The organism is Rhodococcus sp. BP-261 (assembly GCF_019835205.1).
GTDB classification, from domain to species: Bacteria; Actinomycetota; Actinomycetes; order Mycobacteriales; family Mycobacteriaceae; genus Rhodococcoides; species Rhodococcoides kyotonensis_B.
Window position 1 is genome coordinate 443029 of record NZ_JABUCO010000001.1, and the last position, 21886, is coordinate 464914.

The window sequence follows — 21886 nt, forward strand, 5'->3', positions numbered from 1 at the left end:
AGACCTCCCTGATGATCGAGCAACATATTGGAGAGGTTACCTCAATAAGAGGTTGCAGGCAACGCTCGCTATGCTGTCGGACATGCACCCGGAGGAGACACCGAATCTCGCGGACTCGTTCATGGCCGTTGCCCGGCGCATCCGCCATACACACATGAACGCGCTGGAGCCGTTCGGTCTGAACCCGTCGCAGAGTCGCGCGCTGCACGTTCTCGCCCGCGAAGAGAAGCCGGTCCGGCTGCGCGCACTCGCCGACCGGTTGCGCATCGTCGCGCGGTCGGCCACCGACATCGTCGACTCGCTGGAACAGGCCGAACTCGTCGTCCGTGCGCCCGACCCCGCGGATCGGCGCGCAGTGCTGGTCGAGCTCACCGACGACGGACGCAGGCGCCTTCAGGCGATCGACGCCGCGCGTCGCGACGTCGCGGCCCTGGTGTTCGACGGGCTCGAACCCGCCGAACGCGTCGAACTCGCGCGGTTGCTTGCGAAAGTCACCGCGTCTGCGTGACTCAGAGTCCTGCTTCGCGGTCCCGACGCGCCAACTCGGCGAACATGGCGTTGTGCGCGGCAAGGTCCGCGTCGTGGTCCCGCTCGGCGGCGCGGTCGACGCGTTTGGCGTTGCGATCGTCGCTCCGCGACCACTGGATGAGCAACGCCAGCATGACGAGGACGAGTGGGATTTCGCCGGTGGCCCAGGCGATTCCTCCCCCGAGTCGCTGGTCGCCGATCAGGTCGCCGTTCCAGTCCAGCCCCAGTGTTCGGTAGTACCAGCCGCCCAGCACGGTGTTCATGCTCATGAGTGCCACACCGAAGAACGCGTGGAACGGCAGCGACCCGAACACCATGGCCAACTTGGTTATGGGCTCGATGCGGCGCGGCGACGGATCGACACCGATCACGACCCAGTAGAAGAGATAGCCACTGAGGATGAAGTGGGCGTTCATCAGCAGATGCGCCGAGTGGTTGTCCAGAATCGCGTCGAAGATTCCGCCGAGGTACAGCGCGTAGAAGCCGCCGACGAACAGCGCTGCCGCGACGATGGGATGCGTCAGGAACCGCGAGACCGGGCTGTGCAGTGCCTGCAGCAGCCATTCGCGCGGACCAGGGATACCGTCCTTGCCTGCTGCCGGCAGCGCGCGCAGCGCGAGCGTCAACGCACCACCGAGGGCGAGCAACACCGGAGCCAACATCGACAGCGCCATGTGTCCGCCCATGTGCACGCTGAACACCGCGGGCGAATACTTACCGACGCCCGACGACGTGCCGATCAGCATCGTCAGACAGCCGAGCAGGAATGCGGCCGTGCGGCCCATCGGCCACGTGTCGCCGCGTCGGCGAAGGCGTCGGACGCCCAGCAGGTAGACGACGGCCAACACGATCGACGCCGTGCCGAAGATCAGATCGAAGCGCCAGTCGAGGGCGAGACGAGCGAACGTCGGGGGCCCGTCCAGGTCGTATCCCAGTGCGGCCTCCGTCAACGACAGATTCGGGTCGATGTTCGCCGGCGGAGGTGTCCGACCAAGTCCGACGGCGAGTCCGATCGTCGCCGCGAAGATCAGGACCTCGCCTCCGGCGAAGCGGACCAGTGCGCCGCGCGACTGCGGGTCCGCGACGAGGGCGGGCAGTGAGCGTCGACGCTGAATCCACCCGAAGAATCCGAGGACGATCAGCGCGACGATCTTGCCGACCACGAGCAGTCCGTACGTGGTGGTGAACAGGTCCGAGACCGAAACTCGGACCAGCGCGTTGATGACACCGCTGACGCCCATGACGACGAAGCAGACCGTGGCGACCGCGGAGAACCTGCGGGCGGCGACGTCGGTATGTGCACCCGCGCGTCGGGCATGCGCCAGTACCGCGAACAATCCACCCGCCCACAACGTCGCGGCGACGAGATGCAGAATCAAGCTGTTCGTGGCGACGTCGTGCGACCCACCCGACGACGAGTGACCCGTCACCGCGATGGGCATCACCGTGCCGAGCGCGAACACCAGCAGCAGCGGGGTCCACGACCAGCGCAGTACCGCCCTCGACGCGATCGCGAGCAGGACGGCCAGGATCGCCGTCCATCGCCACGCACTGGCGATCTCGACCTGATCGAGCGCAACCCACAGATTGTCGGGTTGCAGTGCGACGAGGAACGGCTGACCGGAAGTGTCCGACAGCGTCAGTGGCACCAGCACGACTGCGCATGCCGCCCACACGATCGCAGCGATCGAGCCCGTACGCACGGCCCGGTAACCGCCGACGTCGAGCACACCGTTCTTCTGTGGGGGCACGAGGAAGGCCGCGAGTAGGAACGACCCGATCGCGATCGACGCGGCGATCTCTCCCGCAGCGCGCACGGCCGGAAGTCCGTAGATCGTGGCAGGACCCGGATCCGGGATGCCGAGCAACACCAACGCGTCGGACGCCGACAACGTGACGACGAGCGCGGCCACCACGGCAGCGATCGCACCTGCCGTCGCGAACACGGACGTCGACGACTGTGCTTTCGGGGTCGACGACGGTTCGGCGGGTGCTACTTCGGGTGCTGCCATGCAGTCCAGAGTAAGACGTCCCTGAAGTGCGTCGATAGCCAGCGCCCGGATCTGCTACGCACTGTCGTAGTTCATGTGTCGTGCGCCACGGCCGAATCGTGGTGGATCCGGCCGTGCCGCGTCGCGAGTGGCTCGCCGGACCCGCCCCACCGACGTGCGACGATCTCCGCGGCGATCGACACCGCCGTTTCCTGCGGGGTACGCGCGCCGAGATCGAGTCCGATCGGGCTCGACAGTCCGGCCAGCTGCGCGTCCGTCACCCCCTCGTCCCTCAGTCGCGCCACGCGGTCGTCGTGGGTACGACGCGAACCCATCGCCCCGACGTAGGCGAACTCTCGGTGCCGCAGAGCACGAGCGAGCAACGGGATGTCGAACTTCGGGTCGTGAGTCAGCACGCACACGACGGTTCGCCGATCCACCGCGCCTGTCGAGATCTGCGCGTCGAGATAGCGATGCGGCCAATCGACCACCACCTCCTCCGCGGAGGGGAAGCGTGCGCGCGTCGCGAACACCGCGCGCGCATCGCAGACCGTGACGCGGTAACCGAGGAACGCGCCCTGTTCGGCGACGGCGGCCGCGAAGTCGATCGCGCCGAACACGAGCATGCGCGGGCGCGGCGCGTAACTCGCCACGAAGACGTCCATCCCGTCGCCGAGGCGTTCACCGTCGGGCCCGTAACTCAGCACGGCCGAGGCACCCGTCGCGAGCAGTCCCCGAGCGTCGTCCACGACGGCGTTGTTCGTCCTCTCGGACCCGAGCGATCCGTTCGCGTGGGCCTCGCGCACGACGAGGTGCATGCCTACTCGGTCCGGGTCGGGATGCGCGATGATCGTGGCGACAGCGACCGGCTGATCCGCGGCGACGGCGTTCGCGACCGTACCGAGTTCGGGAAACGTTGTGCGCGAGACCGGTTCGACGAACACGTCGAGCACTCCCCCGCACGTGAGACCGACGGCGAAAGCATCGTCGTCGCTGACCCCGTAACGTTCCAACGAGGGCGAACCGGTGGTCGTGGCCGTCGTCGCCACCTCGTACACCGCACCTTCGACGCAGCCGCCGGACACCGATCCCAGAACGGAACCGTCGGGTGCGACGACCATCGAGGCGCCCGCCGGACGCGGAGCGGATTCGAACGTCCGCACGACGGTGCCGACCCCCGCGGTCCCACCACCGCGCCAGATCGCGATCAAGTCGTCCAGGACGTCCCGCATCGGCCACCCTTCCGGACTACGTCGTCGCACTGTCGAACTCGACACTGATGCCCACCCGGAGCGCAGTCGAAACGGAGAATGCGTGTAGTTGAAGTGCCCCCGGCAGGATTCGAACCTGCGACCAAGGGATTAGAAGGCCCTTGCTCTATCCCCTGAGCTACGGAGGCTGACTCGGGCGTGACCGCCCGAGCACGGTTGATGAGTGTACCCGCTCGGTTCGGAGCGTTTCGCAGGTCCCGCGGACACTGCGCTTGGACGCCGTCATAGCACCGGGAAACGATGTTGTCAGCAGTCACAACGCACTTCCGGCGTCTCACACCCTGCACTCCTGCCACAGTGGTTCGGGATCGATTCATCGACGCGGCGGGGGGCTGCTCAATGGCGGGGGAAACGTGTCCGAAGGCAACGAAATCTGTTCGCGGGGGCAAGAAGTCGAGAGTGTTCGCGGCGGCCGCTGCCGCGTTCGCACTCGCGTCGTTGCCGGCGACGGCACAGGCCGACATCACACCGATCACGGTCGTCAACGGCATCGTGTCGACGGTCGGTGGATGCCAGTCCGCCGACCTGCAGGCGATCATCCGGTGTACGCAGTTCGAGTTCCTCACCAGGCAGGCACCGTTGATGCTGGACATCGATGAGGCAGGCACAACCATCGTGGTTCTCGGCGCGGGCCTGTACGACGATGGTTCGATGCGTCCGATGCTGGTCGACCGATTGAACGCCGCGTTGACGTTGGCCCGGCGCTATCCGGCGGCACCCATCGTCACGAGTGGCGGCGTTCCGCGTTCGGGGGTGACCGAGGCGCGTGCGATGCGTAACTGGTTGGTGGACAACGGTATCGCGCCCCACCGAATCACGGAGGAGGACCGATCACGTTCCACCATCGAAAATGCCGCGAACACCGTCACGCTGCTGGCGGGTCGGCGGACGTCGGGAATCGTCGTCGTGTCCAGTCCGAATCACGTCGAACGTGCGCTGGTGAACTTCCGCAACGCGACGGCGGGCAGACTGCCTGTCAGCGGCGTGATCTCCGCGGGCTGACAGGCGTCCACGCTGCCGACGGCCCGGGCCTAGGACGCCTCGGCGACCTCACCGGTCGGCGGCGGGACGTCGAGGTTCTCCGCACGTTCCAGGGCGTCGACGACCAAGGCCGCGTGGAGAGCCATCAGGCCGACAGGGCTGAGCGGGTCGACGCCCGTGAGCGTCTCGATCCGCTTCAGTCGGTAGTCGACCGTACTGGGGTGCACGAACAGAGCTTTCGCGCTCGCACGTCGGTTGGCCTCGGTGGAGATGAACGTCTGCAATGTGTGCACGAGTTCGGGTGACGCGCTGAGCGGATCGATCAGCGCCCGCATCCGCGCCCGTCCGGGTCCGGGTCGCGTCAGCTGAAATTCCAACGCCATGTCGGCAGTGCGGTATACGCCCGACCGATAGTTCAAACCGCGTGCGAGCGAAACCAACTCACGGCAGTGAGTCGCGGTGGACGGAACGTCGTTCGTTCTGGCGGATGCGGTCGCGGCGAGCACACGACGTCCGAGCAGCGACTCCACGCGACCGACCAGGCCCTCCACCGATCCCTGTGCACCACCGGGCCGAAGCACCACACCGCCGCGCCCACCCAACGAGATCAGCGTCCCGTCCGGCTCGGACCGGGCCACGTCGTCTTCGATGCGGTCGAGAACGTTCTGCACCACGACCTCCCCGCCGGGACCGGTGCGATCGTCGTCGAAGGACAGCGAGACGACGTCGTAGTCGGCCGCGATCGCAACGCCCGCCCGTGCCGCCAGACGCACGCTTTCCCCGTCACCTGCCAGCAGAGACTCGGTCAATCGACGCGTGCGATCACGCTCCCCCGTGCTCGATCCGCAGCTGTCGAGGTAGACACCCGACACCGCAGTTCCCACGGCTTCGAGGACGCTGACCATGAGTACCGCACCGTCGACGACAGACGCGTCGCCGGTGGACGCCTTCTCTCGAAGTACCTGCGCGGCTGCGACATGCATCGTGTGCAGTACGGCTCGCAGTGGAACGCCCTTGCGCGCCAGCGCTCGTGATGCGCGTGACAACTCGTCGAGCTGCCCGGGGTCCGGTAACTTTCGCGCGGAGAGCGCGGAGGAGGCGACTGCGCGGCACCTCGACCTGAATTCCTCCTCGGGCCTGACGGGCGTATCGTAGTGTCGCGGCCCCACGTTCACCAACATGTCGGATCACCCTTTCTCGACGTGCGCCTGAGCGTCGGGAATACCGTAACGCAATTTACGGTCCGCAAGTACGCGATTGCGCATTCAAACATTCTCGAAGTTTGTTTCGGAAGGCCGTGGACACCCGAAGACCACCCGGCGTGATGCCGGGTGGTCTCGGTCGTTTCGCTCAGCGATTCTCGATGTCTCGGCGGTGCTCGAACTCGCCGTCGATGACGGTACCGAGGGACGCGTCGTCCCGTGCCTTGCGCGCGGCTTCCCGCATCTCGATCCCGTCGGAGATCCAGTCCCCGATCTCCCGCGTCACATCACGCACGGCTCCAGCAATGATGACGGCGATCTTGCCGACGTGTCCGGCCGCCGATTCCGTCAATTCCTGAACGGTGTCCTTGTTGCGTTCGAACTTGCCAACCACCGATTCGTCCCCTCGCATAGGTCTGTCGACTGTGGCGATGTCGGCCATGATCAGGCCGCAACCTTCGTGCGCTCGACGATAACACCGACATGCTGTGTCGAACCGGTCAGCGAATCGGGAAGAGCGAGTTTGAAGATCTTGCCCCACACCGTTCCGATCTGCTTGAAGAAACCGCCGGTGTTGTACGGCAGACCGTACTTGGTGCACAGAGCTTTCACTTCGGGAGCGATCTCGGGGTACCGATGAGCAGGAAGATCCGGGAACAGGTGATGCTCGATCTGATGGGACAGATTTCCCGACATGATGTGGAACAGCGGACTTCCCTCGATGTTCGCCGAACCCAACATCTGACGGACGTACCACTCCCCTCGCGACTCGTTCTCCGTTTCTTCCTCGGTGAACGTCTGGACGCCCGTCGGGAAGTGCCCGCAGAAGATGATCGAGTAGGTCCACAGATTGCGAATGAGATTCGCACCGACGTTGCCGACGAGCGTGGTGACGAAGAACGGCCCGGACAGGGCGGGGAAGACGACATAGTCCTTCAGCACTTGGCGACCGGCCTTGCGCCACATGCCTTTCAGCAACGGCTTGATGTCGTGCCATTTGCGCTTGCCCTGAATCACGTTCTCTGCCTCGAGATCGTGCAACATGACGCCCCACTCGAAGAACACCATGAGGAGAAAGGCATAGACCGGATTGCCGAGGTAGTACGGGTTCCACTTCTGCCCCTCGTCCATGCGCAGAATTCCGTACCCGATGTCGCGATCCTTGCCGACGATGTTGGTGAAGGTGTGGTGCATGTAATTGTGCGAATGCTTCCACTGATCGGCCGGGCACACCGTATCCCATTCGAACACACGGGAATTGAAGCCTGGTTCACGCATCCAGTCGTACTGGCCGTGCATGACGTTGTGGCCGATCTCCATGTTGTCGAGAATCTTCGAGATGCCGAGCGCACCGACGCCCGCCAGCCAAACCGGCGGAAGAAAAGGCATGTACATCATGGCGCGGCCGGCGATCTCGAAGCCACGTTGTGTCTTGACGATGTTGTAGATGTACTCGCGGTCCTCGTCGCCGAGCTTGGCAACGGTACGGGCACGCAGCTCGTCGAGTTCGCGCCCGAGTTCTTGCACCTGCTCGTACGACAGCACTGTCGGCGCGAGATCCTGCTGCGCGTCCGCGCGAGACCCGCCGAACAGTGGGAAAGACAGTGTGGGAAAAGGTATTCCGAACATAAGATCGTTCTCCGTTCCGGATTGTCCTGGTTCAGATGTCGAGCGCGACGTCGCCGACGGGTACCGACACGCAGAGTTGAATCTCCTTGTCCGGCTCGACGTCGACTTCACCCGTCTTGACGTTCTTCGTGCATCCGGACTTCTTCACGGACGTGCACGTGAAGCAGATGCCCATGCGGCAGCCGTACTCGGGGCTCAATCCGGCGTCTTCTGCCTGTTCGAGCAACGTTCGACCCGAATTCTCGGTTACGACACCGCTTTCCGCGAAGGTGAGCGTACCGTCCACGTCGTCTTCGACGGCCACGACAGGCGCCGCGAATTCCTCCGTGTGCAACCGATCCGACAGACCGAGGTCGTCGTACGTCTCGGCGACCGACCTCATCAAGGCCGGCGGCCCGCACAGGAAAGTCTCTGCTTCCTCGAACCACGGCGCGACCTCGTCGAGATGTGCACGTGAGAAATAGCCGTGCAGGTCGCCACCGGAATCCTGGTCCGTGTAGGCATACACGATCCGCACATCCGGAAACGCATCGGCGATCTCGTCGAGTTCACGTCGATAGGCGACGTCCCGTTCGGTGTACGCGTAGTGCACGAAGGTGAGATCGCTGGTGCACCCCTCGTCCAGCAGCGACCTCAGCATCGACAACACGGGCGTGATGCCGCTTCCGCCGCTGATCAGTAGGGTCCGGGCCGGACGAGGCGTCGGAACACGGAAGGTGCCGTCGGCCTGCGACAGGCTGACGACGAGTCCGGGCTCTGCCGTGCGATGAAGGTAACCCGAGACCAGACCGTCGGGATGCGCCTTGACGGTGATCTCGATGAGGCCGTCGGACCGATATTGCGAGCAGGCGGGCGAATAGCACCGCGTGTGGCGGACTCCGTCGATGACGACGCCGACCTGCACGAACTGACCGGCTTCGAACCCTTTCCACTGCCACGTCGGACGCAGAGTCAACGTGACGGTGTCTTCGGTGGATCGATGTACTGCGACGACCTCGGCGCGCAGATCACGCACCGTCGTCATCGGATCCACGAGCTCGAGGTAGCGATCGAGTTCGTGTGGCGACGCCATGGCCTCGAACAGCGACAACGCCGAGAACCTTCCGAAAAGACTTGACCGTCGCGACTTCTGTCCGAGCATCATCTCGCCTCCCGATCAGGGTCGAAACCGAGAAAGTTTCAGTGAACGTCTGTGCACTGGAATCAAGTGTGCCAGACGCTCACGGGAACCTGTCAACGCTGCTGTGACGCTAAGTACACCCTCAGTCGTGCGTGACCCAGGTCACCTCGATGACGAATCTCTTCGTCGAGCCGGCGGCGACCGAACAGTGGACAGCCATAAACTGACACTCGTGACGGAACCGGGTACGCGAGCCGAACGAAAGGAACGCACGCGCCAAGCGCTCATCGAGGGCACGCTGGAGCTGCTGCGCGACCGGTCGTTCGCCAGCGTCAGCCTCCGCGAAGTCAGCAGGTCCGCGGGCATCGTCCCGACGGCGTTCTACCGACACTTCGCGTCGATGGAAGATCTCGGGGTCGCCCTGGTGGAAGACTCGATGCGCATGCTTCGGCAGATGCTTCGGGACGCCAGGAAGGATCCCAGCGTCAAGAATGCGTCGGAATCGTTGCGCATCCTGGTCCGACAGGTACGCAACCACGAAGAACAGTTTCGCTTCCTGGCGCGCGAGCGCTACGGCGGAGTCACCGAGGTGCGTCGAGCGTTCGCCACCGAGCTGCGCATGTTCGTCAGCGAACTGACCATCGATCTGGCGCGCATGCCCGGCCTTCGAGCGTGGAACGTGGACGACCTGGAGATGGCCGCCGACCTGATCGTGTCGACGATGCTCACCGCCGCCGAAGGCCTGCTGGAGATCGACAGGCCTGGCAGCCGCAAGGAGCAGGACCTCGTGCGCAGAACCGAACAACAGGTGCGCCTCGTCGTGCTCGGCATGGGAGCCTGGAAGCCCGACCACAGTCGAGAGGATCGTTCATGACGTCGACCGCCACGACGGTGACCCTCGGCGAGCTCGAGTTCGACGTGCTCGTCGCAGGTCCAGCCGACGGCATTCCGACCGTGCTGCTGCACGGCTTTCCGCAAACATCCGCGTGTTGGGATGCGGTCGTTCCGCATCTCACGGCAGGCAGGCTGCGGACCATCGCACCCGACCAACGGGGTTACTCCCCCGGCGCGCGCCCCGCCGGAGTCGACGCGTACGCGTCGGACAATCTGGTCGGTGACGTTCTCGGTCTGCTCGACGCCTTCGGTCTCGACTCGGCACACATCGTCGGACACGACTGGGGTGCTGCGGTTGCATGGCAACTGGCAGCGCATCATTCCGACCGCGTGCGTTCGCTGACGGCAGTATCCGTTCCGCACACGGCAGCGTTCGGGTGGGCGCTACGTCACGACGAAGATCAGCAGGAGCGATCCGGATACATCGGCTTGCTGCGTCAGGAAGGCAAAGCCGAGAGGGTGCTGCTCGAGAACGACGGGGCCCGCCTGCGTGCGATGTTCTCCGATCGCAGTCTCGACGACCGTTACGTCGAGCACCTGAGTCAGCCGGGCGCGCTGACCGCCGCGCTGAACTGGTATCGCGCGATGACCAACGCGTTCGGCTCACTCGAACCGGTAGGTGTGCCGACGACGTACGTCTGGAGCAATCAGGACTCGGCGATCGGACGCGCGGCAGCCGAGCGGTGCGGCGAGTTCGTCGACGCGCCCTACTCGTTTGTCGAACTCGACGGGGTGTCCCACTGGGTTCCGGAGGAAGCGCCCGCGCGGCTCGCCGACGAGATCCTCACCCGCGTCCGCGCCGTCTAGACCCTGTCGGGCGCCCGGACCGCCATCAGAGCGGCCAGTCCGACGACGAGTACGAGGATCAGACCACCGATCCCGGCTCGGTCGGCGTCGAACAACCACACGAAGAGTCCGAACATCGTCGGCGCGAGGAACGACACCGCGCGGCCCGTCGTCGCGTAGAGCCCGAAGAACTGACCTTCCCGTCCTGGAGGCGCCAGACGAGCGAGGAAGGTACGCGACGACGACTGAGCCGGGCCGACGAACAAACACAGAATCAGTCCGAAGATCCAGAACAGAACGGGCCCGGACACGAACAGCAGCACGATTCCCGCGACGATCATCGACGCAAGAGAGAACGCGATGACGGCCTTGGGCCCGGTTCGGTCGTCGAACCGCCCTGCCGCAACCGCGCCCAGACCGGCGACGACGTTCGCAGCCACACCGAACAGCAGCACATCGGCGGTTCCGATGCCGTACACGCTGACGGCGAGTACGGCTCCGAAGGTGAAGACACCTGCCAGTCCGTCGCGGAACAGTGCACTCGCGACGAGGAAGTAGACGCTGCGGCGGTCGGCGACCCATAGTTCGCGTAGGTCGCGGAACAAAACCTTGTAGGACTCGACGAACCCGGCCTTCGCGGCGCCGGGGTCGGCACTCGTGGACGGCATCTCGGGTACGGCGAAGAACACCGGAATTGCCGACACCGCGAACCACACGGCCGCGAGCAACGCGACGAGACGGATGTTGAGACCACCGTCGGTGGTCAACCCGAGCAGACCTCGGGTGTCGCCGTCACCGGTGATGAACCCGAAGTAACAGACGAGCAACAGCACGATGCCGCCGAAATACCCCATCGCCCAACCGAATCCAGAGACGCGCCCGATGTTCTCGGGCGTCGAGACCTGCCGAAGCATCGAATTGTAGGGAATGCTGGCAAGCTCGAACAGGATCGATCCGGCAGCGAGGAGAACCAGACCGAGCCACAGGTAGTGGTAGTCGTCGCGAACGAAGAACAGGCCTGCCATGCTCGCGACGGTCAGGCCGGTCAGGATCGCCAGTGACTGCTTGCGCTTTCCTCGCGCGTCGAAACGTTGGCCGGAAATCGGTGCGAGAACGGCGATCACGACGCCCGACAGTCCGATGGCCCAGCTGAACCACGACGTCGCCGAGATCGAACCGGGCAGGTCGTCGCCCACGGCATCGGTCAGGTAGACCGAGAACACGAACGTCAGGATCACCGCGTTGAACGCCGCCGACCCCCAATCCCATATCCCCCAGGCGAATACCTGCTTGCGGGTGGTCGCGACGCCGACTACGGCATCCGCCTGTGCACTCATGTGTCGAAGCCTAAGCCAGGCAGGCGCCTCCGGCGCACGTGCGCGGTAATACATACCCCTCTATACATAACCGCGCACATGCAACTAGTTGCATACTCACCTCGTTGCATACATACTGATGCCCGTGGCTCTCGAACATGCGATTCTGGTGTCTCTTTCCGAGCAGTCCGGCTCGGGATACGAGCTTGCCCGCCGCTTCGACAAGTCGATCGGCTTCTTCTGGAGCGCCACCCACCAGCAGATCTACCGCGTGCTGACGCGCATGGACGCGGCTGGCTGGGTCGCAGGCACCGTTGTTTCCCGCGACGGCCGACCCGACAAGAAGGTCTACTCCGTCGCCGACGCGGGCCGGGCCGAGCTGGATCGCTGGATCGCCGAGCCCGCCGACCCGAGCCGCCTACGGGACGAACTGGCCGTGAAGATCAGGGGAGCCGCACTCGGCGACGTCGAGGCAGTGAGAACCGAGGTCCGACGCCACCGCCAGGTGCATTCCGAGCGTCTGGAGATGTATCGACTGATCGAAAAGCGGGACTTTCCGTCACCGGAAAGCGTGGAGGGAGCCGCATTGCATCAATACCTGGTGCTGCGGGGCGGAATTCGAGTCGAGGAGGGGTTCACGCAATGGTGCGACGAGATTCTGGAGAGACTGTGATCGGAGCGAGCAGGTATCCGATTCTGTTGTCCCCGTTGATTGTCGGCAGGACGACGTTGAAGAACCGTGTGATCATGGGGTCCATCCACACCGGCTTGGAGGACCGTGCGCGCGACATCGACCGCCTTGCCGAGTACTTCGCCGAGCGGGCCCGCGGGGGCGTCGCGCTCATCGTCACCGGCGGTTATGCGCCCAACCGAACGGGTTGGCTGCTCCCGTTCGGCGCGAAGTTGACGAACAGACTGGAAGCACGCCGACACCGCCGCGTCACCGAGGCCGTGCACCGTGAAGGCGGCAAGATCGCTCTGCAGATTCTGCACGCGGGTCGATACTCCTACCAGCCGTTCAGTGTATCGGCGTCGTCGATCAAGGCTCCTATCAATCCTTTTCGACCTCGAAGGTTGACGTCTCGAGGGGTGCGATGGCAGATCAGGAATTTCGTTCGATGCGCGCGGCTCGCCCAATCCGCGGGATACGACGGCGTCGAAATCATGGGCGGCGAGGGCTATTTCATCAACCAGTTCCTGTCCGAGCGCACCAACCGCCGACGCGACGAATGGGGTGGCAGCCCAGAGAAGCGCCGACGCATCGCCGTCGAGATCGCACGAGGAATCCGCAGCGCCGTCGGAGACGACTTTCTGGTGATGTTCCGATTGTCGATGGCCGACCTCGTCGAAGGCGGACAAAGTTGGAACGAGATCGTCTCTCTCGCACAGGATCTCGAACGTGTGGGCGTCGACGTCATCAACACCGACATCGGCTGGCACGAGTCGCGTGTCCCGACCATCGTGACCTCGGTACCTCGTGGCGCATTCGCCGACATCACCGGCAAACTCGACAAGCACGTCGACATCCCGGTGGCGGCGTCGAACCGCATCAACATGCCCGACATCGCCGAGAACATCCTCGCTCGCGGTGACGCTCAACTGATTTCGATGGCTCGCCCCATGCTCGCCGACCCGTTCTGGGTGCGCAAGGCCGAAGCGGACGACGCCGACGCCATCAACACCTGCATCGCGTGCAATCAGGCGTGCCTGGATCATGCATTCGTCCACAAGACCGTGTCCTGCCTGGTCAACCCCCGGGCCGGCCGTGAGGTCGAGTTGAAGCTGTCTCCTGCGAAGCGCACCAAGAAGGTGGCGGTCGTCGGCGGAGGCCCTGCAGGTCTGTCCGCTGCGCTCGAGTGCGCGCGCCGCGGGCATTCCGTCAGCCTGTTCGAGGCACGTCCCGGTCTCGGTGGTCAATTCGGTATCGCACAACGCATCCCGGGCAAGGAAGAGTTCTCCGAGACGATCCGCTACTTCACCACTGCTTTGCGCGACGCCGACGTCACCCTCCATCTCGGTCGGCGCGTCACGGCAGCGGAGCTCGTGGACGGCGAGTTCGACGAGGTTGTCGTCGCAACCGGTGTCGTCCCCCGCATCCCGTCGATTCCAGGCATCGATCACCCATCGGTGCTGTCGTACGCCGACGTCGTCGAGCATGGAAAAACGGTGGGTGATCGCGTCGCGGTCATCGGTGCGGGCGGCATCGGCGTCGACATCTCCGAATTCCTCACCACCGACGTCTCCCCCACGCTCGATCTGAAGGAATGGAAACAAGAATGGGGCGTCACCGAACCCGAGGCCGCGCCCGGCGCGTTGACGACGCCCGTGCCTGCGGCGTCGCCCCGTGAGGTCTTTCTCCTGCAGAGGAAGAAGGGCCGCATCGGGGCAGGTCTTGCGAAGACCACCGGCTGGGTCCACCGCGCTGCCCTGAAGGCCAAGGGCGTGCACGAGATCTCCGGCGTCAACTACGAGCGCATCGACGACGACGGACTGCACATCTCCTTCGGCGAGAAGCACGAGAAGCCGCGCGTACTCGACGTCGACACGATCGTCGTCTGCGCGGGCCAGGAATCGGTACGCGACATCGCCGACGACCTCGACGCAGCAGGCGTGACGACGCATGTCATCGGCGGCGCCGACCTGGCCGCGGAGCTGGACGCCAAACGCGCGATCGAGCAGGGCACACGCCTCGCCGCACGGTTGTGACCGCATCCATTACCCTGGCTGACCGTGAGCCTGCCGAGTCCTGCACCCGAAGCCCGCGCCGTCGTCACCGGCGCCTCCTCCGGAATCGGAGAGGCGTTGGCGACCGAACTGGCCGCCCGGGGCCATTCCCTGATCATCGCTGCCCGACGCGGTGACCTCCTCGAGAAACTGGCCGCCACGTTGCGCGCGGACCACGGCGTAACCGTCGACGTGCGCGTCGTGGACCTGTCGGACCGTGACGCGCGCAAGCCGTTCACCGACGAGCTTGCCGAGCGTGAGATCAGCATCCTGTGCAACAACGCGGGCATCGCGACGTTCGGGCCGGTCGCGAACCTGGACCCGTCGTACGAGCGAGCGCAGGTGGAACTCAACGCGGTCACCGTCCACGATCTGACCCTCGCGGTTCTGCCCGGGATGGTTGCCCGACGCAGCGGCGGAATCCTGATCGTCGGCTCGGCGGCCGGCAACATGGCAATCCCGAACAACGCGACATACGCGGCGACGAAGGCGTTCGCCAACACGTTCTCGGAATCACTGCGCGACGAGCTGAAAGGCAGCGGCGTGAACGTCACGCTGCTCGCACCGGGTCCGGTCCGCACCGAGACTCCCGACCCCGCCGACGCGTCGATCGTCGACAAGGTGGTCCCCGGCTTCCTGTGGATCGACAGCGCCTACACCGCGAAGCTGTCGCTGGATTCGTTGGCCAAGAACAAGATGCGCGTCGTACCCGGCTTGATCAGCAAGGGCATGTCCGTCGCCGGTCAGTACAGCCCGCGCGCCATCTCGGCGCCGATCATCGGCAGTTTCTACAAGAAGCTCGGCAGCTGACGCCCACTCGTGAGTGCGAATGTAGAGCGGGCTCTACATTCGCACTCACGGGTGCGTCAGCGCTTACGCCTACGCCCCGTCCCGAAGATGCTGCGCGAGATCTCCCGCCCCGCAGCCGAAGCCGCCGATCGCAGGAAGCTCTTGACCGCCGGGTTGCTCATGATCCGTTCGGCCGCGGACGGCCCCTCGGGCGCCGAAGGTGGCAGGTCGGGAAGGTCGGCGGGCAACGGCGGGATGTCGAATGTCTCGTCGGGTGCAGGCACGTCGACGACACGGGCTGCGAGTTTCTCGTAGGCCGACTCACGATCGATCGTGGTGCGGTACTTACCGTTCAAGGCGCTCGCCGACGCGGCCTCGGTGATCGCGTCGTTCCCGATGGTGTCCATCAGCGAGCGCGGCGGCCGAATCCTGGTCCACGCCACGGGCGTCGGCGCTCCCTTCTCGGACAGGACCGTCACGATCGCTTCGCCGGTGCCCAGTGACGTCAGCGCTTCCTCGAGGTCGTAGGTATCGGTCTTCGGGTAGGTGCGCACCGTCTTGGTGAGCGCCTTCTGATCGTCGGGTGTGAACGCGCGCAGAGCATGCTGGACTCGCGCACCGAGCTGCGAGAGAACCTCGTTGGGGACGTCGGTGGGCAGCTGCGTGCAGAAGATGACGCCGACGCCCTTCGACCGGATCAGCTTGACGGTCTGTTCCACCTGTTCGAGGAACGCCTTCGACGCGTCGGCGAACAGAAGGTGCGCCTCGTCGAAGATGAAGACCACCTTGGGCTTGTCGATGTCGCCCACTTCGGGGAGCGTCTGGAACAGGTCGGCCAGCACCCACATCAGGAATGTCGAGAACATGACCGGACGTGCTGCCTGCGAACCGAGTTCGAACAACGTGACGACGCCTCTGCCGTCGGCACCGACACGCAGAAGGTCCTCGGTGTCGAGCTCGGGTTCGCCGAAGAACGTGTCGCCACCGTCCGCCTCGAGATTGACGAGCGCGCGAAGGATGACGCCCGCCGTGGCCGCCGACACTCCCCCGATACCCTTCAGGTCTGCTTTGCCCTCGTCGGACGTCAGGTGGGTAATGACGGCTCGAAGGTCCTTCAGGTCCAGCAGCGCGAGGCCTTGCTTGTCCGCCCAGTGGAAGATCAGGCCGAGGGTGGACTCTTGAGTCTTGTTGAGCTGCAACACTTTGCTGAGCAGAATCGGGCCGAACGCGGTGATGGTCGCGCGGACGGGAATGCCGATTCCGTCGGTCCCCAGCGACAGGAATTCGGTCGGATACGCGGTCGGCTGCCATTCCGCTTCACCGCACTCGACGGCTCGAGCCCGGATCTTCTCGTTGTCCGCGCCCATCGCCGACAGGCCCGACAGGTCTCCCTTGATGTCGGCCATGACGACGGGCACGCCCGCCGCGGACAGCTGCTCGGCGGTGCCCTGTAGCGTCTTCGTCTTACCGGTTCCCGTCGCACCCGCGACGAGTCCGTGCCGGTTCAACGTCGCCAACGGGATGCGAATGCGCGCCGACGGGTCGACGACGCCGTCGACCATCACCGTTCCGAGTTCGAGTGCGGCGCCCGACGTCGCGTACCCGGCTGCGATCGTTGCGGCGACGTCGTTCTGCACAGCCGCATCGGTTGTGCCCCGAGACTGCTTCTCCTCGGCTTCTGCCGCTGCTGCAGCCGCTTCCGCCGCCTCCGCAGCAGCAGCCGCCTCCTGTGCGATCCGGGCGGCCTCGACCGCCGCGGCCTTCGCTGCCTTCGCCCGTTCCGCCGGCATCGACGTTTCGGTGCTGCTCGGCTGATTCGGATCGACCGACATGTCTCCACTCCCTCTGAAACGAACGCGCCCCGCTGATTACACACTGTCGATCATCACCGCACACCATAGGGACCGGCCGTGCGCACTAGTGTGTCTGTCGTGCAGGACAAACTTGTGTGGATCGATTGCGAAATGACCGGTTTGGATTTGTCGAAGGACAAACTCATCGAGATTGCGGCGCTCGTCACCGACAGTGAGCTCGAAATTCTCGGCGAGGGCGTCGACATCGTCATTCACGCCGACGACGAGGCGCTGGCGGGCATGCCCGACGTCGTGAAGAAGATGCATGCCAAATCCGGTCTCACCGAGGAGGTACGTGCCTCGACGGTCACCATCGAGGAGGCGCAGAAACAGGTCCTCGACTACATCCGCGAACACGTGCCCGTGGCGTCGACGGTTCCGCTCGCCGGCAACTCCATTGCGACGGACCGCGGATTCATCGCGCGTGACATGGCCGACCTGGACACCTACCTGCACTACCGCATGATCGACGTCAGCTCCATCAAGGAACTGTCGCGTCGCTGGTACCCGCGGATCTACTTCGGTCAGCCGACGAAGGGGCTCGCGCACCGCGCCCTCGCCGACATCAAGGAGTCGATCAAGGAGCTGAAGTACTACCGCCAGACGGTCTTCGTACCTCAGCCCGGCCCCTCCACCAGCGACATTGCAGCAATCGTCGAGGGTCTCGACACGCAGTCGTAGGGGCGATTAGGAACCTGGGAACCGAACCGCTAATATTGTCGTCGCTGCTGAAACAGAGCCTGAACGGGCGAAGAAGAAGTAGCTATGGTGGGTGTAGTTCAGCTGGTAGAGCACCAGGTTGTGATCCTGGGTGTCGCGGGTTCGAGTCCCGTCACTCACCCCATCGAGAGCAAGAAAGCCGGTCTCCGCACGGAGGCCGGCTTTTTTGTGTCGCAAGCAGGCACCGATCGCTACCCGCCACGCATTCGCACACACGGTCGAAAATCGTGAATTACCTTGTTGTAATTCATCTTTCGAGTTTCGCATGTGATTGATGTGACGTACGGTTACTGATGGCACTTTTGGGGAAGAAAAGTACCGATGTTGAAGCTGTGATCACGCGGCTCTGATTTGTCGTGCCCCCAAACGCGTCGCCAGCAGTTCGAAGCCCGCCGTACGCGTGCGGGCAGAGACGAGGAGGTACGTCACGTGGGTCGACGAATGCACACGGTGATCGCAGGTTCGGTGTTGTCGGCAACGCTGTGCCTCGGCGGGGCGGGTCTGATCAACCCTGCCGTGGCCACAGCGCAGCCGACCATCGATCTGCCCGAGATCCCGATCCCGCAGCCCGACGCACAACAGCGCGCGGCAATTCTCACTGCGGTCCTGGATGCGACGGGCGTGCTCATCAACGAGGTTGCCGCCGTCATTCTCGACTCGGACTTCGGACCGACACCCGACACGACGGACGAGTCGGAGGATTCGACGCCGGAGGTGGAAGCCGCTCCCCCGTCCGTCGGCCTGGGTGGATCGATTCTGCCGCTCCCGGCGCGTAGCTACGACATCAGCTCCGGATACGGCGGACGAAACAATCCGACCGGCAACGGCGCTCAGTTCCACCAGGGCGTCGACTTCGCAGCACCGTCAGGAACCGCGATCTATGCCGTGACGGGAGGAACCGTCGAACAGGCGGGTGACGTGGGTGACGGGTACGGGAACCTCGTGCGGATCAAGAGCGGCAACACGGTCACCTATTACGGACACCAATCGGACATCGATGTCTCCGTCGGAGACACCGTGCAACCAGGCGACCGCATCGGGTCGGTCGGAAGCACCGGCAATTCCACCGGCCCGCATCTGCACTTCGAGGTGAGGAACAACGGGTCAAGCATCGAACCCGTCGCCTACCTGAAAACCCTCGGCATCGATCCCGCGCGGTACCAGAAGGACGACGGCGACTAGACCGCAGTCGCGTTGCCTGCCTTCCACTGATCCCACGGGATGTTCCAGTCGCCGAGACCGTCGACCCCGGACAGGGTGCCACCCACGGTGTTCTTGACGACGACGATGTCCCCGCGCTTGGTGTTGTCGTAGACCCACTTGGCGTTGGTCGGGCTGAGATTCAGGCAGCCGTGGCTGGCGTTCGAGTAGCCCTGCTGCCCGACCGACCACGGCGCAGAGTGGAAGAAGATGCCGCTGTAGGACATCCGCACCGCCCAGTCGACGGGTGTGCGGTAGCCGGCAGCCGAGTTGACCGGCACACCGTACGTCGACGAATCCATGACCAGGTGATCGAACCGATCGCCGATGATGTAGACCCCGTTGTCGGTCGGCGTGCTGTCCTTGCCCATCGACGTCGGCATCGTGATGACGTCCTGGCCGTTGACATTGAACGTGACCTGCTTGGTGTTGTCGTCGGCCGTGGCGACGACGGCGTCACCGATGGTGAACGACGCGGTGGCGTTCTCCTGCCCGTAGATTCCGTCACCGAGGTCGCGGCCGTAGACGTTGACCGCAACGTCGACGCGGGTGCCCGACGCCCAGTAGTTCTGCGGCCTCCAGCGAACCTCGCGGTCGTTGACCCAGTAGAACGCGCCCTCGACGGGTGGCGTCGTGGTCACTTGGATGGCGTTCTGCGCGGCGATCTTGTCGGTGATGGTCTCGTCGAACTGCACCGCGACGGGCTGGCCGATTCCGACGACCTCCCCGTCGGACGGCAGCAGGTACGGCTTGGTGAAGTTCCCCGGCTGACTCGTAGTGAAGCTGGTGACGGTGCTCGACGCTCCGCCGAGGCCGTACGCGTCGGCCTGGACACGATATTCGCGGTTGTAGCCGAGCGGTTCGGTGTTGGTCCACGACAGCCCGTCCGGCGCGATCGCCCCTGACACGACCTTGCCGTCGGGGTTGAGCATCGTCACGGATCCGAGCTTGCCGTCGGTCACCGACACGGTCACCGGGTCGGCGGGCGAGAATCCGACGGCACCGTCGGCAACGGTAGAGCTCACTTTCGGCTTCATGAGCTCGGCAATGGGGTTCGAATCGATCGGAGCTACCGCCTCGGTCGTCTCCGTCGTCGTTCCACAAGCGGACAGGACAGCTACCGCAGCGAGTGCCGCGACAGCGCCGAGTACCGTTCCGCGCCAGACCTTCATGAACCGCCCCACTTCCACACCAACCGATTACGCACGTACCGAATCGGACATTCCGGGAGGATAATGCCAGCTCGCAGCCTGCGTCTCCAACCGAAATGCCGTGAGTTCGAGTAACGTTCCAATACCAATCGGCATGTTCGGGGTTCGTGTTACGTCATCAACACCCGCAATCGGCGTGATGACGCGTCACACGTCAGCGGAAGCTCATGTTGTCGTCGACGAGCGAACCGAATCGCAGAACCGGCAGGTCGCGGAAGTAGTTCATCCGCAGGCGCCAGGGAGCCTCGGATCCCTGCTTCGGAAACGTGTCGACGGATCGAAGCACGTACCCGGCGGCGAAGTCGAGGAAAGGCTCCTCCCCGACCGACTGATCGCGCTTCAGCCGCACCTCTCGGTACCCGGACTCGTCCATGTGTCCGAGCAGCCTGGACACGTAATCGCAGACGAGGTCTGCCTTGAGCGTCCAGGACGCGTTGGTGTAGCCCACGACGAACGCGAAGTTGGGCACGTCGGTGAGCATCATGCCCTTGTAGGCCATCGTCTCGGTCAGATCGACGGTCTTGCCGTCGACCTCGAGGTCGACGTGACCGAAGGCGACGAGGTTCAGGCCCGTTGCCGTCACGACGATGTCGGCGTCGAGGTGCTTCCCCGACCGGAGCCGGATGCCGTCCTCGGTGAACCTGTCGATGTGATCGGTGACGAGTTCGACTTCCCCCTTGCGAATGCACCGGAAGAGATCGTTGTCCGGCACGAGGCACAGCCGCTGATCCCACGGGTTGTACTTCGGCGTGAAGTGAGTGTCCAGGTCGTACCCCTCCGGCAGCCACTTCTCCTGCAACTTCCGGATCTGCTTCTTCATGAAGTTCGGGTACCGCTGGCACAGCACGTACATACCGATGGCGGTGACGGCGTTCTTCAGACGCGTGATGCCGTACGCAGCTTTCGACGGCAGGTACTTGCGCAGCGCGAGTGCGACCGGGTCCTTCGACGGCAGCGACATGATGTAACTCGGCGAGCGCTGCAGGAGAGTCACGTGTTCGGCTTCGCGAGCGAGGTTGGGCGCCAACGTGATCGCCGTGGCCCCGCTTCCGATGACCACGACCTTCTTGCCCGAGTAGTCGAGGTCCTCGGGCCACAACTGCGGATGCACGACGGTTCCGCGGAAGTCGTCGACACCCTCGAACTCCGGCGTGAATCCCTTGTCGTAGTCGTAGTATCCACTACAGCACATCAAGAACGACGCTTCGAACGTGACGGTCGCGCCGGTGTCCGATCTTTCCGCGACGACCGTCCATGTCGAGGTGGCGGTGGACCACGAGGCTTTCACGACGCGGTGATGGAACCTGATGTGCTTGTCGATGCCGCCGTCGCGCGCGGTGTCCTCGATGTATTCGCGGATGTCCTTGCCGTCGGCGATCGACTTGTCGCCGGTCCACGGACGGAAGTTGTATCCGAGCGTGTACATGTCCGAGTCGGACCGAATTCCCGGGTACCGGAACAGGTCCCAGGTCCCGCCGATCGCGCCGCGGCTCTCGAGGATCGCGTAGCTCTTGCCGGGGAGCTTGCTCTGGAGATGATGCGCCGCACCGATACCCGACAGACCTGCGCCGACGATCAGGACGTCGACGGTCTCGGCCGCATCGGACGATTCGGACTCACGGGATTCCGAAGGGGAAATGGTTGTCATGGAAGCACTTTCGTGTCGGCGGG

19 protein-coding genes and 2 tRNA genes are annotated in these 21886 nt (G+C 64.4%); 10 read left to right on the forward strand and 11 right to left on the reverse strand.

All coding sequences use genetic code 11. From position 1 onward, the window contains the following. Nucleotides 1-82: 82 nt before the first annotated feature. The gene (locus HQ354_RS02065) at nt 83-508 is read left to right on the forward strand and encodes a MarR family winged helix-turn-helix transcriptional regulator (RefSeq protein ID WP_114331514.1); all 426 of its coding nucleotides are present in this window, start codon (nt 83-85) and stop codon (nt 506-508) included. Nucleotide 509: 1 nt separating this feature from the next. On the opposite strand, the gene HQ354_RS02070 is transcribed toward HQ354_RS02065, so the two are convergent. The 3 genes from HQ354_RS02070 to HQ354_RS02080 form a co-directional block, all read right to left on the reverse strand. After that, nucleotides 510-2540 (reverse strand): cytochrome c oxidase assembly protein, encoded by a 2031-nt coding sequence (locus HQ354_RS02070; RefSeq protein WP_167678472.1) that lies wholly within the window; start codon nt 2538-2540, stop codon nt 510-512. A 71-nt stretch (nt 2541-2611) separates the two neighbouring features. Next, nucleotides 2612-3751, reverse strand: coding sequence for an XdhC/CoxI family protein (locus HQ354_RS02075; RefSeq protein WP_068423815.1), 1140 nt, complete (start codon nt 3749-3751; stop codon nt 2612-2614). Between the two features lie 94 nt (nt 3752-3845). After that, nucleotides 3846-3918 (reverse strand) — tRNA-Arg (locus HQ354_RS02080). A 271-nt stretch (nt 3919-4189) separates the two neighbouring features. Here HQ354_RS02080 and HQ354_RS02085 point away from each other — a divergent pair. After that, a complete protein-coding gene (locus HQ354_RS02085) occupies nt 4190-4792 on the forward strand; it encodes a YdcF family protein (RefSeq protein WP_308115177.1) in 603 nt (200 codons plus the stop codon). Nucleotides 4793-4821: 29 nt separating this feature from the next. Here HQ354_RS02085 and HQ354_RS02090 read toward each other — a convergent pair whose 3' ends face one another. From HQ354_RS02090 to HQ354_RS02105, 4 genes are all read right to left on the reverse strand, one after another. Further along, complete coding sequence (locus HQ354_RS02090) at nt 4822-5952, reverse strand: CdaR family transcriptional regulator (RefSeq protein WP_222634070.1); 1131 nt, start codon at nt 5950-5952, stop codon at nt 4822-4824. A 169-nt stretch (nt 5953-6121) separates the two neighbouring features. Beyond that, the gene (locus tag HQ354_RS02095) at nt 6122-6367 is read right to left on the reverse strand and encodes a hypothetical protein (RefSeq protein WP_068423860.1); all 246 of its coding nucleotides are present in this window, start codon (nt 6365-6367) and stop codon (nt 6122-6124) included. Between the two features lie 50 nt (nt 6368-6417). Next, nucleotides 6418-7602, reverse strand: a complete 1185-nt coding sequence (locus HQ354_RS02100) for an acyl-CoA desaturase (protein WP_167679284.1) — start codon at nt 7600-7602, stop codon at nt 6418-6420. Between the two features lie 31 nt (nt 7603-7633). After that, nucleotides 7634-8743, reverse strand: a complete 1110-nt coding sequence (locus HQ354_RS02105; protein ID WP_167679288.1) for a ferredoxin reductase — start codon at nt 8741-8743, stop codon at nt 7634-7636. A 211-nt stretch (nt 8744-8954) separates the two neighbouring features. Between HQ354_RS02105 and HQ354_RS02110 the strand changes: the two genes are divergently transcribed. Together HQ354_RS02110 and HQ354_RS02115 are read left to right on the forward strand one after the other, a co-directional pair. Beyond that, nucleotides 8955-9596: a TetR family transcriptional regulator gene (locus tag HQ354_RS02110; protein WP_114331423.1), complete on the forward strand. Its 642-nt coding sequence runs from the start codon at nt 8955-8957 to the stop codon at nt 9594-9596. Next, nucleotides 9593-10423, forward strand: coding sequence for an alpha/beta fold hydrolase (locus HQ354_RS02115; RefSeq protein ID WP_167679282.1), 831 nt, complete (start codon nt 9593-9595; stop codon nt 10421-10423). The genes HQ354_RS02110 and HQ354_RS02115 overlap by 4 nt, the downstream gene beginning before the upstream one ends. On the opposite strand, the gene HQ354_RS02120 is transcribed toward HQ354_RS02115, so the two are convergent. Next, nucleotides 10420-11739: an MFS transporter gene (locus HQ354_RS02120; protein WP_167679280.1), complete on the reverse strand. Its 1320-nt coding sequence runs from the start codon at nt 11737-11739 to the stop codon at nt 10420-10422. The genes HQ354_RS02115 and HQ354_RS02120 overlap by 4 nt on opposite strands. 124 nt (nt 11740-11863) lie before the next feature. On the opposite strand from HQ354_RS02120, the gene HQ354_RS02125 reads away from it, so the two are divergent. The 3 genes from HQ354_RS02125 to cmrA are packed head-to-tail and all read left to right on the forward strand — an operon-like array spanning nt 11864 to nt 15252. Beyond that, nucleotides 11864-12391, forward strand: coding sequence for a PadR family transcriptional regulator (locus tag HQ354_RS02125; protein ID WP_167677615.1), 528 nt, complete (start codon nt 11864-11866; stop codon nt 12389-12391). After that, nucleotides 12388-14424 carry an FAD-dependent oxidoreductase gene (locus tag HQ354_RS02130; protein WP_374107333.1) on the forward strand — a complete coding sequence of 679 codons (2037 nt, stop codon included), beginning with the start codon at nt 12388-12390 and terminating at the stop codon, nt 14422-14424. Before HQ354_RS02125 ends, HQ354_RS02130 begins: the two co-directional genes overlap by 4 nt. A 24-nt stretch (nt 14425-14448) precedes the next feature. Then, a complete protein-coding gene (cmrA, locus tag HQ354_RS02135; RefSeq protein ID WP_167677619.1) occupies nt 14449-15252 on the forward strand; it encodes a mycolate reductase in 804 nt (267 codons plus the stop codon). 56 nt (nt 15253-15308) lie between these two features. Here the strand turns inward: cmrA and HQ354_RS02140 are convergent, their stop codons facing one another. After that, on the reverse strand, nt 15309-17063 hold the full coding sequence (locus HQ354_RS02140) for a helicase HerA-like domain-containing protein (RefSeq protein WP_167677621.1): 1755 nt from the start codon (nt 17061-17063) through the stop codon (nt 15309-15311). A 99-nt stretch (nt 17064-17162) separates the two neighbouring features. On the opposite strand from HQ354_RS02140, the gene orn reads away from it, so the two are divergent. From orn to HQ354_RS02155, 3 genes are all read left to right on the forward strand, one after another. Next, entirely contained in the window at nt 17163-17765 is a 603-nt protein-coding gene (gene orn, locus HQ354_RS02145) for an oligoribonuclease (protein WP_084423536.1), read from the forward strand. Nucleotides 17766-17852: 87 nt separating this feature from the next. Further along, a tRNA-His gene (locus HQ354_RS02150) sits at nt 17853-17928 on the forward strand. Nucleotides 17929-18233: 305 nt separating this feature from the next. Continuing rightward, entirely contained in the window at nt 18234-18986 is a 753-nt protein-coding gene (locus HQ354_RS02155) for a M23 family metallopeptidase (RefSeq protein WP_222634071.1), read from the forward strand. Here HQ354_RS02155 and HQ354_RS02160 read toward each other — a convergent pair. Beyond that, complete coding sequence (locus HQ354_RS02160) at nt 18983-20176, reverse strand: Ig-like domain-containing protein (protein WP_068421282.1); 1194 nt, start codon at nt 20174-20176, stop codon at nt 18983-18985. The genes HQ354_RS02155 and HQ354_RS02160 overlap by 4 nt on opposite strands. Before the next feature lie 193 nt (nt 20177-20369). Beyond that, a complete protein-coding gene (locus HQ354_RS02165) occupies nt 20370-21863 on the reverse strand; it encodes an NAD(P)/FAD-dependent oxidoreductase (protein WP_167677623.1) in 1494 nt (497 codons plus the stop codon). Nucleotides 21864-21886: the final 23 nt, after the last annotated feature.